Genomic DNA, 14,223 nt, shown 5'->3' on the forward strand with positions numbered 1-14,223 from the left:
GCCGATTTTGGGGCAGTTTGTATAATCTAGCTCAAACTGGAAATTTTCTCAGCCATAGCAAAATCATTCTTAGTCAACCCCCCAGCATCATGGGTAGTCAGGGTAATTGTCACCTTATTATAGGAAATTTCCAAATCCGGGTGATGACCTGCTGCCTCTGCCGGTTCCACCAGTTGATTAACAAAGGCTACCGCTTCCACAAACCCCTTAAAGGTTTTCACACACTTGATGGTTTTACCCTCAACAGACCATTGGGGAATCTGAGTCGCCATTTGTTGGATCTCAGTTGCACTCAGTAGTTCAGCCATATCAAAACTATACCAAATTCTTTCGTTTAAAAAAAACTATCCGCTCTCACGGATAACTAAGCCTTGGATACTACCAGGACATCAGTCAGCGATATGAGAGCGGTCTAGCGGGTCTCTGTTATTGGAACCTGACTGCCGGAAGGATCTCTCCAATCCAGCCAGACCATATTAGTAGGCTTTTCGGCTCCTAGTCAAAGGAACCTAGGCCGAATTTTAGAGGTCAGCCCCGGCGCACAGCCGGCGTTCTCCAACACAGTGACCCATGCGTTTACTACTGTCACTCATGGGCATCACCTCCTGGATATCCTAAACTTGGAAACTAGGATAACACAAAATTCTGAAAGTGCAAGCTCGCCGTTGTAGAGGTGACTATTTTGTGATTAATAGGCGATCGCCCTTTCCGGACAGAGATGCTGAAATCAGCCACCAGAGAAGACTTTAGTCCAATAATGGTTATAGTCCATCAGATCACCCGTATCATTTTCCAGGAAATAGTGACCCACCCCAAGCTGAGTGAAATTAGGATTAAGAATATTATCACGATGTTCTGGACTGTCCATCCATGCTTGAACCACTGACTCCGGCGTAGTATGACCCGCAGCAATATTTTCGCCCAATGGCACTATCAATGTAAAGCCTGTGGCCCTAATCCGGTCAGTTAAATTAGACCCATCCCTTCCGGTATGACTAAAAAAGTCTTGCAGTGCCATATTAGTGCTATGGGTAGCCGCCGCCTGCGCCAGCAAGGGGTTAATCCTTAGTGGTTGTAAATCTTCCCTAACTCGTTCTTGATTGACCAATTCCAGCACTTGCTGCTCAAAATTACAATCCGAACCACTCTCACCTAACGATAGTTCAATATCGCCATAATTGGCGACTCCCAGTTCCCCGATAAAGTCGCCAGCAGTGATTAATTCAATATCGACATTTTCTAGGGTTGCCAAGGTCTGACCATGGAGTAAAATCAAGGTAGAAGTGCCTGATTGTTTAATCCGTAAATCAGCAATGGTGACTCCATCAGGAACCCACATTTTATCAATACCAGGCTTGAAGTCGGTAATCAGATCTTGATTAACAGTCGATGATGGTAAAATAAACTGATTAACTCCACTACCTCCGGTGAGAGTGTCTAAACCTCGATCGCCTGATAAAACATTATTACCAGACCCTCCGACAATCCAATCATTACCGACACCGCCATAAATGGTATCATTGCCAGAACCACCAATTAGAGTATCATTGCCCCGATTACCAAATAACATATCATCACCATAACCCCCTTCTAAGTAATCATCATTTTGACCGCCATAAATGGTATCATTGCCGGAATTACCGATAATCGTATCATTCCCCTGATGCCCTAAGAGAATCCGCCCTTGTTCATTGTTGACCAAATAATCATTACCCTGCAAAAGAGCGATCGCTTGTGGTAATCCTGGACTTGACAAACGTGCCATTTGCTCGGCTGGGAGTTCTGAGACCATGATGAAATCGTCAGATGGGCTGGCCATGGCAAAAGTCAACCCGTCTGGCGTGATGATATCGGAAAACATAATTATAGACCCTGTTTATGACTATGATAAATATTTTTTTTACCCATTGTCTATATTTATTCATCAAGAATTATATAGATCCGAATTGAATCCCAGCGTAATAATGAGTCGGTAGTGTTCCCGATTGAATAATGCGATCGCATTTATGCCCAAATTTGACGATTTGGGACAGATTTGTGTTAAGATCCGTAAAGTGTGCGGGTCAAACCCCGTTGTGTCGTCCGGTGGGGGTGAGAATATAGAAAATTATTAGGGAGTTCGGGAGAAAAAATTGTTTTTCCTCGTCAGTCTGACTATTATCGTGCCAGGGTAAGAATTGCTGATACAGGAATACTATAACCTCCGTCAACAGACTTGATGGGTGGTGTTGAGCATCCCTCGCTGTCATGTTTGTATGAGCCCATAGGTATAACGCCAATATGGAAGCGTGGGGGAGATATCAAGAAGAACTACTATTACGATCGCAACTTGAGAACATGATTAAATCATTTTTCCATTTGAGCCTGTTACTGGGAGTTATCAGTGGCAACTTGTTAATGAGTCCCACCCTGCCACCCGGAACCGTGGGAGCATCCCTACTGGGAACCCAGGCTGCTGAAGCACTGACATTAGAGGAAATTCAGGCAAAATTACGCCCAGTCCCAGTATTTACAATTACCGACCCTACCGGTTCCCCCCTAGTGGCCACAGTTCCCGCCGGAGAAAATGGCAGCGGTACTGCTGCAGTAGCAGGGATATTTATTAGCCGTCAGGATGCCCTCAGATTTGTAGAAAATCTGAGAAACAATAATCCTGAATTAGCGAACTCCGTAGAGGTAACAGCAGTTTCTCTGGGGGAAGTGTACCAGATGAGCCAACAGAGCCGCAACCGTGCTGATGATATCCAATTTGCTTATGTTCCGGTGCAGCAAGAGGTAGAGTCAGCCCGCGCGGTAATGCAGCAAAGTGGTCGATCGCCCAATGAATTTAATGGCGTGCCTCTGTTTATGGCAAGAGGAGGCCCAGACAATGGTTATTTAACCATCCAACGTGGCAATGACCAAGTGATTCCCATGTTCTTCTCTAAACAGGACTTAGAGGGAATGTTATCCCAATTTCGGGAAGAGCAACCGGACTTAATATCCTCGGTAACAGTGCAGGTGGTTCCTCTGGAAGCCTTATTAGAAGCCTTCCGAACTGATGATAACCAATTTTTAGACCGGATCATCTTAGTTCCACCACGGGAAACCCTGGAATTTTTGAGAAATAATCAACGTTAGGGCAAGTTTTGGGGGGGAATTGATGGTAAAATTCCCCCCATATCATCAGCCTACAGCCTGTTCAGAAATCATCTGATCACCTCTCAAGGTCCCTCTCCCTCTCTGGGATCGAGATTTAGGGTGAGGGCAATGTATTAAGCGACTGGTGAACAAGCTGTAAGCAGGTTTTCAGGTGGTGCGAAATGGTGGAAACAGGGGAAAGTTACTATATATCTGGTGAGGAACTGCGACAGTGGCAAAAACAGGCGAAAATTGATGCGATCGCCGCCGAAATTTCAGCCATAGAATTAGATCAGTTTCTGGAAGCACTCACCGATCTGACTCACCTGGATATTAGATTAGACTCCTTTGGCGATCGCCCTAGTATTCAACTAAATCAGCCCTGGTCAGCAATTGTCAAACTCTGGGAACGTCGCATCACCGAACGAGTCCCTCTACAATACCTATTAGGTGTAGTTCACTGGCGAAATTTTGCCCTAAAGGTCTCTCCTGCAGTTCTCATCCCTCGTCCAGAGACAGAATTAATCATCGATATAGCAGTTTCTTATCACGCCGCCTCATCAGAAGCTATTAACTCTATCTGTCAGCCGGGGTCAGGAAATTGGGTAGATCTGGGAACAGGTAGTGGTGCGATCGCCCTAGGGTTAGCATCCGTATTCCCCCAAGCCATGATTCATGCTGTCGATTGCAGTTGGTCAGCTTTAGCGATCGCTCTGGAAAATGCCCAAAGTCTCGGTTATCAAAATCGGGTAAAATTTTACCAGGGGTCTTGGTGGGCTCCCCTCCATAGCCTGAAAGGCAAGGTCAGCGGTATGGTGGCAAATCCGCCCTATATTCCTAGCCAGGAGCTGCCTAACCTGCAACCGGAGGTTGTCTATCACGAACCCCATCAAGCACTCGATGGCGGCGAATCTGGCTTAGATTGCATTCATCATTTAGTACAAACAGCACCCCAATTTTTGCAACCTGGGGGTATTTGGATCGTAGAAATGATGGCCGGACAAGGCCAAGCCGTTACATCTATGTTAGAATCAGCAGGGTGTTATCGGGATATTAAAATCCTCCCAGACCTGGCTGGTATTGATAGATTTGCGATCGCTTATGTACAATGGTAGTTTATTGGCACAGGGTTAAATGATCGGATCAGATTCAGACCGGATTCCTAGCGTATCTGTTAGCGATCGCCATCATGGGGACGCTTCTAATCATAGTCATAGTCATCCCCATCCCCATGTCCATAGTGATGAATCACTCAGACGTATTATCAATCGACTCTCTCGCATTGAAGGACATATTCGCGGTGTCAAAAATATGGTCCAAGAAAGTCGGCCTTGTCCCGATGTACTCGTGCAAATTGCCGCCGTTAGGGGGGCTCTCGATCGCGTCGCTAGAATTATCCTAGATGAACATTTAACCGAATGTATAGCCAGGGCTGCTAAAGAAGGTAATATTGATGTGGAAATTGAGGAACTAAAAGCCGCTTTAGACAGATTTCTACCATGATTGTATCTAGCCAAAAATCTCTCGGAATTTCTCAAATCGCCTTAACCATGGTCTGGTTTACCTTGGTGATTTATGCCTTTTTCTTAGCGCCGCCAGACCAGCCAGAAATTACTTTTAATTTGATTAAAAACCTGACTGTAGGGAATTGGGAGGGGATTAATCCCCTGATTATCTCCCTGTTTAATCTCATGGGAATTTGGCCGTTAATTTACTGCTGTGTGATTTTTGCCGATGGTCAAGGTCAAAAAATCCCCGCGTGGCTTTTTGCGATCGCATCTTTTGCCGTCGGTGCTTTCGCCATTTTACCCTATTTGGTGTGGCGAAAACCTAACCCCGAATTTTCTGGGGTTCCCAATCTCTTCATCCGCATTTGGGATAGCAAATTCACAGCTTTAGTCTTAATGTTAGGGGCGATCGTCCTAGTTTTTTATGGTATCACTCAGGGAGATTGGCGTGACTTTATCTATCAATGGCAAAATAGCCGTTTTATTCACGTTATGAGCCTCGACTTCTGTTTATTATCAGTATTATTTCCCGCCTTATTAGGGGATGATATCGCGCGGCGCGGCAACCAGGCTGCGACTTGGTTATGGTTGGTGACACTCATTCCCCTATTCGGACCTTTACTATATCTCTGTGTGCGCTCTCCCCTGTGCGATCGTCTTTGAGTCACCATCCGTAGTTTTCATCAAAGCCTCATTAATTCAGTTAGAAAACCGCAAGAATCCGCAGGCAGTAGTGTAAAATCTCAATAATAGGTATCAGGGTCAACCCAAGAGTTAGGCTAAAATTCACCTCCAAACCTGATACAATCTCCTCATCAAATTGCGGGATCGTCCTATGAACAAAACACTATGGAAAACTAGCGCATCTCTACCGCTGCTATTATTATTTGTACTCATCAATGCTTGTTCAGCAGAACCTCAAGCCATTGGTCGCCCACCCGTCCCCGTCAAGATAGAAAACGTAGATACTACCGATGTTCAATCCAGCAGCGAATATAATGCCAGGGTTGAAGGTATCGAAAACTCTATCATCAGACCCCGAGTTAGTGGATTAGTAAAAGAAGTATATGTGCGCTTAGGTGATCAGGTAACTGTAGGAGATCCGATAATTCAAATTGATGGTTCCCAACAGTTAGCCAACTTTGAAGGTACGATCGCCACAGTACAAGCCAAACAAGCTCAATTAATTGGTGCCGAAGCCCAATTAGAATCCCTCAGAGCCGACTTAACCAGAACCAGAGCCGAACTATCATTTCAATCCCAAGGAGCCAATTTACAGCGTTCCGAACGGGAGTTAGAGGCTCAGATGGAAGAACAGGAAAGACTAGAATTTGAACTACAAAATGCCCAAGACAACCTAGAAGGAGCCCGTCGCGAATTAGATAGACGCGAAGCAGTGCGACAACAGCGACAGGCTACCTACGAGCGCTACGAGAGATTATGGCAGGAAGGGGTAGTTTCCAGTGACCTATATGATGAAAAACTGCGGGACAGACAAACCAGCGAGGCTGAGGTAGCTAATCAAGAACAACAAGTTCTCGCCGCCACCGCCAGAGTCCAATCCGCTAGGATGAATTTATCTCGTCAAGGGCGCACCATTGAAGCAGCTAGGGCGAGTGTGGAAAGTTCCCGCCGAGATCTAGAACGCCAAATTGCTACCCTAGAGGCTCAAATAGCCAGCCAGGAGAAAGCTATTGAAGCCCAGCAAGCACAGATAGCCCTCATAGGTAGAGAAATCCAAGGGGCTCGGTCTGGGGCTGTCGCTCAACAAGTACAGTTAGATTATTATAGTGTGGTGGCTCCTATTTCCGGCATTGTTGGTAATGTGCCGATTAAAGTAGGAGATTTGGTCGACAGCCAAACTACTGTTACCACTATCCGCCAAAATCAGAACCTAGAGGTTAACATCAATATCCCCATTTCCTTATTACCTCAATTGAGGGTGGGAATACCTGTGCAGCTAATTAGCCAAGAAACTGGGGAAGTCATTGGAAACACCAGCATATCCTATATTGCTCCTGACGCAGGAAGTGGCACTCAGACCATTTTGGCTAAAGCTATTTACCCCAATACTAACAATGAACTCCGCACCGATCAAGTTGTCCGAGCTAGGGTAATTTGGCAACAAGAAGCCGGGGTTACGGTTCCCACTAATGCCGTCACCCGCATTGGTGCCCAGAGTTTTGTGTTTTTGGCACAGCAACAGGCTACCCCCTCTGGGGAAACCATTTTAGTGGCTAGACAAGCTCCTGTGCAACTGGGAAGCATTCAAGGACAGAGTTTTGAGGTGCTTTCTGGGGTGCAAGCAGGCGATCGCGTTATTACCGAAGGTATACTACAATTGCGAGATGGAACCCCGATACTAGATACCACTAGCCAATAATTCAGCCATAATAACCAGAAAATTGCCATAATCGAGTATTATCAACTTTCATGTCAGGGAGAGTTGGCTTGGTTTATGACTGATAACATTGATAATCAGGCTACTTTCCCCCCTCGCTCTAAATTAAGTTCCTTATCTCGATCGCTATCCTTAACCAACACCTAATATATATGATTTTATATGCTGTTATTTGTTAGCAACTTCATCAAACGCCCCGTTCTCACCACAGTTTGCTCAATTCTAATTGTATTGGTAGGCGTTATATCTATTCCGCTGCTACCTATTTCTCAACTACCACAACTGGCTAACACTCAAATCAACGTAACCGCCGTCAATATTGGTGCTGATGCCGAAACCACAGAAACCACTGTGACGAGCATCTTAGAACGGGAAATCAACGGCGTTGATAACATGAGATATATCTCATCAAACACCGCTAATAATGGGGTTGCTAATGTCTCTGTAGCCTTCCCTGTCAACGTTGATCGAGATATTGCCCAGGTTAACGTTAACAATAGAGTATCTCAGGCAGCATCAAGTTTACCTGATGTCGTTCAACAGGTCGGTATCACCGTCGAAGCATCTTCACCCAGTATCCTGTTGGTACTGGGATTTTATTCAGATACTGATCAAAATAACCAGCCGATTTATGACGATGTTTTTATCAGTAACTTCCTAGATTTAAATGTTCTTGATGAAATTACCCGCGCTCCTGGCGTGGGGAGTGTAACCATTTTGGGGGAACGTAGATATGCCATGCGTATTTGGCTAAACCCTCAAAAAATGGCAGCTAGAGGATTAGTTGCTCAAGATGTAGTCGCCGCCTTACGACAGCAAAATATTCAGGTCGGCGCTGGTAAAATTGGTCAGGCTCCCACCCCCCCGGATCAAAGATTTGAGATCCCCTTGCGGGCTCAGGGTCGCCTTCGAGATGTCTCCGAATTTGAGGAATTGGTGGTCGCAGTCGGAAACGATGGCACTCTGATTAGAATTACAGATGTAGGTCGGGTAGAGTTAGGTGCACAGGACTACAACCTTGACGCAACCTATAACAATCAAGCCGCCGTGGGGATGGCTGTTTACCAAAGACCCGGTAGTAATGCCTTGGAAACAGCCGAGGCGGTCAAGTCAAAGATGCAAGAGTTGAGTGCATCTTTCCCCCCAGGGGTTAGATATGCCATTCCCTATGATACAACTCTATTTGTGCAAGCCTCCCTACAGGAAGTGGTGATCACCCTCCTGCAAACTATTACCCTGGTAATTTTGGTAATTTTTGTGTTTTTGCAGGATTGGCGCACAACCCTGATTCCTACTATTGCTATCCCGGTGGCACTCATTGGCTCAATGGCAGGTCTCAAGGTGATGGGGTTTGAACTCAATACCCTAACACTTTTTGGCTGTACATTGGCGGCGGGTTTGGTGGTTGATGATGCGATCGTTATTGTCGAAGCAGTTTCTAGTAAAATTGCCCAGGGCATGAAGCCACGACAAGCCGCCTTAGACGCAATGGAAGAACTCACTGGCGCTACCATATCCACTTCCTTAGTATTGCTGGCTGTATTTATTCCCGTTGCCTTTTTCCCCGGAACTACTGGAATCATCTTTCAGCAGTTCTCCCTAACCATTACTTTTGCGATTATCTGTTCCACATTTAACGCCCTCAGCTTCTCTCCGACTATGGCTGGGGTGCTATTGCGTCCGGCTAAGAAAACTAAAGGACCTTTAGGATGGTTTTTTGAGAAATTTAACCAAGGTTTTGGCTTCATACAAAATCAATATGCCAAGTTGATTCGGTTTCTGGTGCGGATTAATACCCTGGTGATGGGGATTTTTATCGGTGGTTTGGTGCTGACTGTCCTGATGTATGGCTGGGTACCTACTGGATTTGTTCCTCAAGAAGACCAAGGCTTCTTTTTGGTAATTCTACAGGGTCCTGATGGTGTATCTCTTAACTACACCGCTGATGCTGCTGAGGAAATTACCGATCTGATCTTAGAAGAACCAGAAGTTGAATCAGTATTCGCGGCGGCGGGGTTTGGTTTTGATGGTCTTAATCCCTCCCAGGGGGTGATGTTTGTTCAGCTAAAGCCTTGGAGTGAAAGACCTACCCCGGAACAGTCGGTTTATGGGGTTCTCGGTCGCATTAATCGCTCTTTGAGAGGGGTTACAGCAGTACAGGCTTTTGCGGTTAATGCTGCTCCGGTTCCTGGTATGGGTAGCACTGGGGGGGTGGAAATCCAGATTCAAGACCGCAGTGGTAATCTACCCATTTCTGCTTTGGTAGACAATGGTAATCGCTTACTAGCTGAGTTGAACTCTGATAAATATCCGGCTGTGGGTAGGGCTTTTAGCCAGTTTTCTGCTTCTAAGGGTCAGAAAAATATCCAGGTACTACGCGATCGCGCTCTGGCTCTCAATGTCAATATCAGTGATATTTTTAGCACCCTACAGATTTATTTTGGCTCCCTATATGTAAATGATTTCGTCCTCGGACAACGACAATACCGGGTTGTGGCTCAAGCAGAATCAGAGTTTAGGGCTGATCCTTCTGATATCAACCGCCTATCAGTGCGATCGCTTGATGGGAACTTAATTACTTTGGAAAACTTGGTTAAGTTTGAAGAAATAGTCGGGCCCGAAATTATCACCCGCTTTAATCTTTATCGATCTATGAGAATTCAGGCTGACCCCGCTCCGGGTTTCAGTTCTGGACAGGTCATTGCAGCTATTGAACAAGCCGCCGCCGAGACCCTTGACCCATCTTTCGGCTATGCTTGGCAAGGAAGCGCTTTAGAGGAAAAAGCTGCTGGCGGTGCGGCGATCGTCATCTTTGGACTCGGATTTGTCATTGCCTTCTTAGTGCTGTCCGCACAGTATGAAAGCTACATTGACCCCCTCATTATTATGTTAGCCGTCCCTCTCGCCGTTTTGGGCGCTTTGGCTGCCATTTGGTTCCGTTCTAATGTCTTGATGGCTGGGGGAATTTGGCCTGTAGTTAACAATGATGTTTATGCTCAGGTCGCTCTCGTTATGTTGATTGGTTTGGCTTCTAAAAACTCCATTCTCATTGTCGAGTTTGCCAACCAACTACGAGACAAGGGACTTAGTATTAATAAAGCAGCAGCATTAGCCGCAGAGCAGCGCTTCCGACCTATTCAAATGACCGCGATCTCCTCCTTAGTCGGATTCTGGCCTCTAGTAATTGCCTCCGGTGCCGGTGCGTCTAGTCGTTGGTCTTTGGGAACTGCTATTTTTGGCGGAATGTTAGTCGGAACTCTATTGAGTCTGTTGATTACTCCTAACCTCTATATCGCTATTAAAAACCTTGAGGCTCGTTTCCTCAAAGCTGAGAAGTCTCAACCTTCTGACGGTTCTGGGTCTAATGGTTCTGGGTCTAATGGTTCTGGGTCTAATGGTTCTGGGCCTAATGGTTCTCAAGCCAATGGACATCAACAACCTTCCCAACCAAGTCAATCCTTAGATCATACCCTTACCGAAAATTAGCACCTAGATGACAAAACTATCACACTGATTATGTCTGAAGATACACAGGAATTTGAATCTACCGATCTACCTTCTGCAGATCCTACCCCTTCCCTAAATCCACCTCTCGAAAACCCGGAAACTTCCCATGCTCCGGTTAGTTCCTCCTCCCTGGAGGAAAGAGTTACTAAATTGGAGGATACTTTAGCCCAGATTTTGTCTTTGCTTAGTGATAAATACCGTTACGGACGCTTACAGAATTTGCTGGCTGAGGGAAATTGGCGAGAAGCAGATTTAGAGACTACTAAGGTGATGTTGGAAATTGCTACCCAGGCTCATCATGATGATTTGAAACCTGATGATGTCATGATTTTTCCCTGTAGCGCCCTACATCTTATCGATAGCCTCTGGGTCAAGTATAGCAATAATCGCTTTGGCTTTAGCGTTCAACGACAAATTTATACCGAGTTGGGGGGAGGTGATGATATCTCTAATATTGACTTAGATTTACTCACTCAAGTCAGCGATCGCTTAGGGTGGCGCGAAGACCATAAATGGTTAGACTATCAAGACCTTAACTTTACTATATCTGCCCCCCCTGGATGTCATCCTTCTAACTGGTGGCGATCGGCTTATGGTGCTAAAATGGCAGTCTATTTCCTCGCCAGATTGATGCGCTGTGGCGTTTAATCCCCCGCTTCTGGTGCTTTTAGTGCGTCAGCTATCTATATTCCCGTCAATATTAGATTTTATCCTTCTGACGCACCCTACCATCAAAATCTCTTCTGGTGCGTCAGTTATCTATATTCCCGTCAATATTAGATTTTATCCTTCTGACGCACCCTACCATCAAAATCTCTTCTGGTGCGTCAGTCACTTATCTATATTCCCGTCAATATTAGATTTTATCCTTCTGACGCACCCTACCATCAAAATCTCTTCTGGTGCGTCAGTCACTTATCTATATTCCCGTCAATATTAGATTTTATCCTTCTGACGCACCCTACCATCAAAATCTCTTCTGGTGCGTCAGTCACTTAATCTATATTCCCGTCAATATTAGATTTTATCCTTCTGACGCACCCTACCATCAAAATCTCTTCTGGTGCGTCAGTCACTTATCTATATTCCCGTCAATATTAGATTTTATCCTTCTGACGCACCCTACCATCAAAATCTCTTCTGGTGCGTCAGTCAGTCACTTATCTATATTCCCGTCAATATTAGATTTTATCCTTCTGACGCACCCTACCATCAAAATCTCTTCTGGTGCGTCAGTCAGTCACTTATCTATATTCCCGTCAATATTAGATTTTATCCTTCTGACGCACCCTACCATCAAAATCTCTTCTGGTGCGTCAGTCAGTCACTTATCTATATTCCCGTCAATATTAGATTTTATCCTTCTGACGCACCCTACCATCAAAATCTCTTCTGGTGCGTCAGTCACTTATCTATATTCCCGTCAATATTAGATTTTATCCTTCTGACGCACCCTACCATCAAAATCTCTTCTGGTGCGTCAGTCAGTCACTTATCTATATTCCCGTCAATATTAGATTTTATCCTTCTGACGCACCCTACCATCAAAATCTCTTCTGGTGCGTCAGTCACTTATCTATATTCCCGTCAATATTAGATTTTATCCTTCTGACGCACCCTACAGGTCTACCCACCTATTGAAAAAAACCGGATTAGGGGTTATAATATAGCACCCTTTACCCCATCAAAATCAACCCTTATTAATCGAGCAATTAACTAATGTTTAAAGATTGGTCATCCGATGATTGGATTAATCATATACTCTTCTTTGGTACACTTTTCATGCTGATTGGTTCCTTTATCTTTCTCTAGGCAATTTTCGCGATAGGTAACGCTAACTAGCCGACCCAAATTGAGGGAGTATGGTTAATTTTCGTTAATTTTTGGCCCCTATAGCATGATTCTCTGTTACGGTGAAGATAGCCGGTTTACTTGTAAAGCCGTGCTGAAAGGACGGGGTTTCCGACCCAGGAGTTTCTATGAATATAAGGCTAGTGATTTTTTCGGGAATTATCATGGCTGGTATAGGGTCTGTGTTTGGTTTGGCTGTTTCTCATATAGCAGCAAAACCCTATCAATGCTGTGGCGTTGTTTCTGTTCATAATGATGTTGGCTACAGTCAGTCCCGACATCCCCAAACCTATGCTGTAGCAGGTAGCATGATGGGATTTGTCGCCGGGTCAGTTTTGGAAGCCTTGCGACAGGCTGAACTGGAACATAAACAGAACTAGATACCCTAGGAACCCGAAGGTTAACGGGTTTCCCAGAGTTTTTTTCCCTATCCCCATTTTTAGGATGGGTTGGCGATAAATCGTTCCGTCATTTCGTATGCTTCGTCATCAACTAACTGTTTTGGTGGATGCTTCATAAAAAAGGATGAGGGAGAGTCCAAAACTCCACCAAGACCCCTGTCTAGTGCTAATTTACAGCAGCGGATAGCATCTATAACTACTCCGGCTGAGTTAGGAGAATCTTCTACAGACAAACGTAATTCGATGTTCATGGGAACATCTCCAAATAGTCGTCCTTCCATGCGGATAAAGCAAACTTTGTTATCCTTTTGCCAGGGAACATAATCGCTAGGTCCGACGTGGATATTTTCGTTGGCGAGACGTTCTCGCACCACACTCTGAACTGCCTCAGTTTTGGACTCTTTTTTAGAGTCGAGGCGGCGGCGGTCTAACATATTCAGAAAGTCTGTATTTCCGCCAGTGTTAATTTGGTAGGTGCGATCGATTTTGACTCCTCGCTTTTGGAATTGATTAGCTAAGGCGCGGTGAGTGATGGTTGCACCTAATTGGGATTTAATATCATCGCCGATAATGGGAACCTTATTAAGTCTAAATTTCTCCTCCCAGAGAGGGTTGCTGGCGATGAACACGGGAATACAGTTGACGAAACCGACCCCGGCATCTAAGGCACATTCGGCATAAAATTCGGTGGCTTCCTGGGAGCCAACAGGCAGATAATTAACTAGAATTTCGGATCGGGAGTCTTGTAAAATTTTGACTACTTCTGCTTTCGAGGGTTGGGGTTTATCGCTGGGTTGAAAGCTGTAGCGTTCGTCTACATCAACCATGTGTTCTGCTACACCATCGAGAATGCGACCCATTGACACATTAACCCCAGTTGGGGGAACATGAGAACAGAAAACTGTGGTGCAGTTAGGGGGGGCAAAAATTGCCTCTGCTACATCTATACCAACTTTTCTGCGATCAATATCAAAGGCGGCGACAACTTCCATATCAGAAGGTTTGTAGCCGCCAATTTCCCAGTGCATAAGTCCGATGGCATCTTGGGGATTTTTGTCGCGATAATATTCAATCCCTTGGATTAAAGAACTCGCACAGTTACCAATACCAACAATGGCGATCCTAATTTTTTCCACAAGCAATCTGTTCCTCGACTCCTAAGTTAAAATAAGTCATGCCTAGATGCCAAATTTAGGATATTGACAGCCCAGACAGATCTGTTAATTAATCAAACAGCCATTGTACCTTGGAAGCACCAGGGTTATACCAAGCCTAGGGTTGGGAAAGGTGATTGATCAAAAATTTTTAAATCTCTACCATTAATCAAGGGTTTTGTCAAGTGTGGGTGTAGGGAAAACCAGGGCAAATCCAGCGATCGCTAACCGGGTGAAATCTGGATGGTGAGTCAATTTTGCCCTAGTTTAGCTGTGAGCCT

General features: G+C 45.1%; 13 protein-coding genes. 10 read left to right on the forward strand and 3 right to left on the reverse strand.

Translation table 11 applies throughout. The features are described 5' to 3' along the window. Positions 1–26: 26 nt before the first annotated feature. Positions 27–308, reverse strand: coding sequence for a 4a-hydroxytetrahydrobiopterin dehydratase (locus N39L_RS08195; RefSeq protein WP_014274895.1), 282 nt, complete (start codon positions 306–308; stop codon positions 27–29). Positions 309–727: 419 nt separating this feature from the next. Continuing rightward, positions 728–1,861, reverse strand: coding sequence for a CAP domain-containing protein (locus tag N39L_RS08200; RefSeq protein ID WP_014274896.1), 1,134 nt, complete (start codon positions 1,859–1,861; stop codon positions 728–730). A 419-nt stretch (positions 1,862–2,280) separates the two neighbouring features. Between N39L_RS08200 and N39L_RS08205 the strand changes: the two genes are divergently transcribed. The 10 genes from N39L_RS08205 to N39L_RS08250 all read left to right on the forward strand — a co-directional run bounded on the left by N39L_RS08205 (position 2,281) and on the right by N39L_RS08250 (position 12,767). Next, complete coding sequence (locus N39L_RS08205; RefSeq protein WP_014274898.1) at positions 2,281–3,120, forward strand: Tic22 family protein; 840 nt, start codon at positions 2,281–2,283, stop codon at positions 3,118–3,120. 182 nt (positions 3,121–3,302) lie between these two features. Beyond that, positions 3,303–4,235, forward strand: coding sequence for a peptide chain release factor N(5)-glutamine methyltransferase (prmC, locus tag N39L_RS08210; protein WP_014274899.1), 933 nt, complete (start codon positions 3,303–3,305; stop codon positions 4,233–4,235). 19 nt (positions 4,236–4,254) lie between these two features. Continuing rightward, the gene (locus N39L_RS08215; protein ID WP_006619432.1) at positions 4,255–4,623 is read left to right on the forward strand and encodes a metal-sensing transcriptional repressor; all 369 of its coding nucleotides are present in this window, start codon (positions 4,255–4,257) and stop codon (positions 4,621–4,623) included. Then, positions 4,620–5,291 carry a hypothetical protein gene (locus tag N39L_RS08220; protein ID WP_014274900.1) on the forward strand — a complete coding sequence of 224 codons (672 nt, stop codon included), beginning with the start codon at positions 4,620–4,622 and terminating at the stop codon, positions 5,289–5,291. Before N39L_RS08215 ends, N39L_RS08220 begins: the two co-directional genes overlap by 4 nt. Positions 5,292–5,463: 172 nt before the next feature. After that, positions 5,464–7,011 carry an efflux RND transporter periplasmic adaptor subunit gene (locus N39L_RS08225; protein WP_014274901.1) on the forward strand — a complete coding sequence of 516 codons (1,548 nt, stop codon included), beginning with the start codon at positions 5,464–5,466 and terminating at the stop codon, positions 7,009–7,011. A 180-nt stretch (positions 7,012–7,191) separates the two neighbouring features. After that, positions 7,192–10,515, forward strand: coding sequence for an efflux RND transporter permease subunit (locus N39L_RS08230; RefSeq protein WP_014274902.1), 3,324 nt, complete (start codon positions 7,192–7,194; stop codon positions 10,513–10,515). 30 nt (positions 10,516–10,545) lie between these two features. After that, positions 10,546–11,184 (forward strand): GUN4 domain-containing protein, encoded by a 639-nt coding sequence (locus N39L_RS08235; RefSeq protein WP_014274903.1) that lies wholly within the window; start codon positions 10,546–10,548, stop codon positions 11,182–11,184. Further along, positions 11,174–11,476, forward strand: coding sequence for a hypothetical protein (locus N39L_RS08240; RefSeq protein ID WP_126277478.1), 303 nt, complete (start codon positions 11,174–11,176; stop codon positions 11,474–11,476). Before N39L_RS08235 ends, N39L_RS08240 begins: the two co-directional genes overlap by 11 nt. 123 nt (positions 11,477–11,599) lie before the next feature. Continuing rightward, on the forward strand, positions 11,600–12,133 hold the full coding sequence (locus tag N39L_RS08245; protein WP_126277479.1) for a hypothetical protein: 534 nt from the start codon (positions 11,600–11,602) through the stop codon (positions 12,131–12,133). 382 nt (positions 12,134–12,515) lie between these two features. Then, positions 12,516–12,767 carry a hypothetical protein gene (locus tag N39L_RS08250; protein WP_006619437.1) on the forward strand — a complete coding sequence of 84 codons (252 nt, stop codon included), beginning with the start codon at positions 12,516–12,518 and terminating at the stop codon, positions 12,765–12,767. A gap of 59 nt (positions 12,768–12,826) precedes the next feature. Here the strand turns inward: N39L_RS08250 and N39L_RS08255 are convergent, their stop codons facing one another. Beyond that, positions 12,827–13,924 carry an inositol-3-phosphate synthase gene (locus N39L_RS08255; protein ID WP_014274904.1) on the reverse strand — a complete coding sequence of 366 codons (1,098 nt, stop codon included), beginning with the start codon at positions 13,922–13,924 and terminating at the stop codon, positions 12,827–12,829. Positions 13,925–14,223: the final 299 nt, after the last annotated feature.

It is taken from the genome of Limnospira platensis NIES-39 (assembly GCF_026000695.1).
Lineage (GTDB): Bacteria > Cyanobacteriota > Cyanobacteriia > Cyanobacteriales > Microcoleaceae > Limnospira > Limnospira platensis.

Excerpts from the sequence above, each read along its gene's own strand:
- N39L_RS08195 (WP_014274895.1), bottom strand. The coding sequence starts at position 308 with ATGGCTGAACTACTGAGTGCAACTGAGATCCAACAAATGGCGACTCAG.
- N39L_RS08200 (WP_014274896.1), bottom strand. The coding sequence starts at position 1,861 with ATGTTTTCCGATATCATCACGCCAGACGGGTTGACTTTTGCCATGGCC.
- N39L_RS08205 (WP_014274898.1), top strand. The coding sequence starts at position 2,281 with ATGGAAGCGTGGGGGAGATATCAAGAAGAACTACTATTACGATCGCAA.
- prmC (WP_014274899.1), top strand. The coding sequence starts at position 3,303 with ATGGTGGAAACAGGGGAAAGTTACTATATATCTGGTGAGGAACTGCGA.
- N39L_RS08215 (WP_006619432.1), top strand. The coding sequence starts at position 4,255 with ATGATCGGATCAGATTCAGACCGGATTCCTAGCGTATCTGTTAGCGAT.
- N39L_RS08220 (WP_014274900.1), top strand. The coding sequence starts at position 4,620 with ATGATTGTATCTAGCCAAAAATCTCTCGGAATTTCTCAAATCGCCTTA.
- N39L_RS08225 (WP_014274901.1), top strand. The coding sequence starts at position 5,464 with ATGAACAAAACACTATGGAAAACTAGCGCATCTCTACCGCTGCTATTA.
- N39L_RS08230 (WP_014274902.1), top strand. The coding sequence starts at position 7,192 with ATGCTGTTATTTGTTAGCAACTTCATCAAACGCCCCGTTCTCACCACA.
- N39L_RS08235 (WP_014274903.1), top strand. The coding sequence starts at position 10,546 with ATGTCTGAAGATACACAGGAATTTGAATCTACCGATCTACCTTCTGCA.
- N39L_RS08250 (WP_006619437.1), top strand. The coding sequence starts at position 12,516 with ATGAATATAAGGCTAGTGATTTTTTCGGGAATTATCATGGCTGGTATA.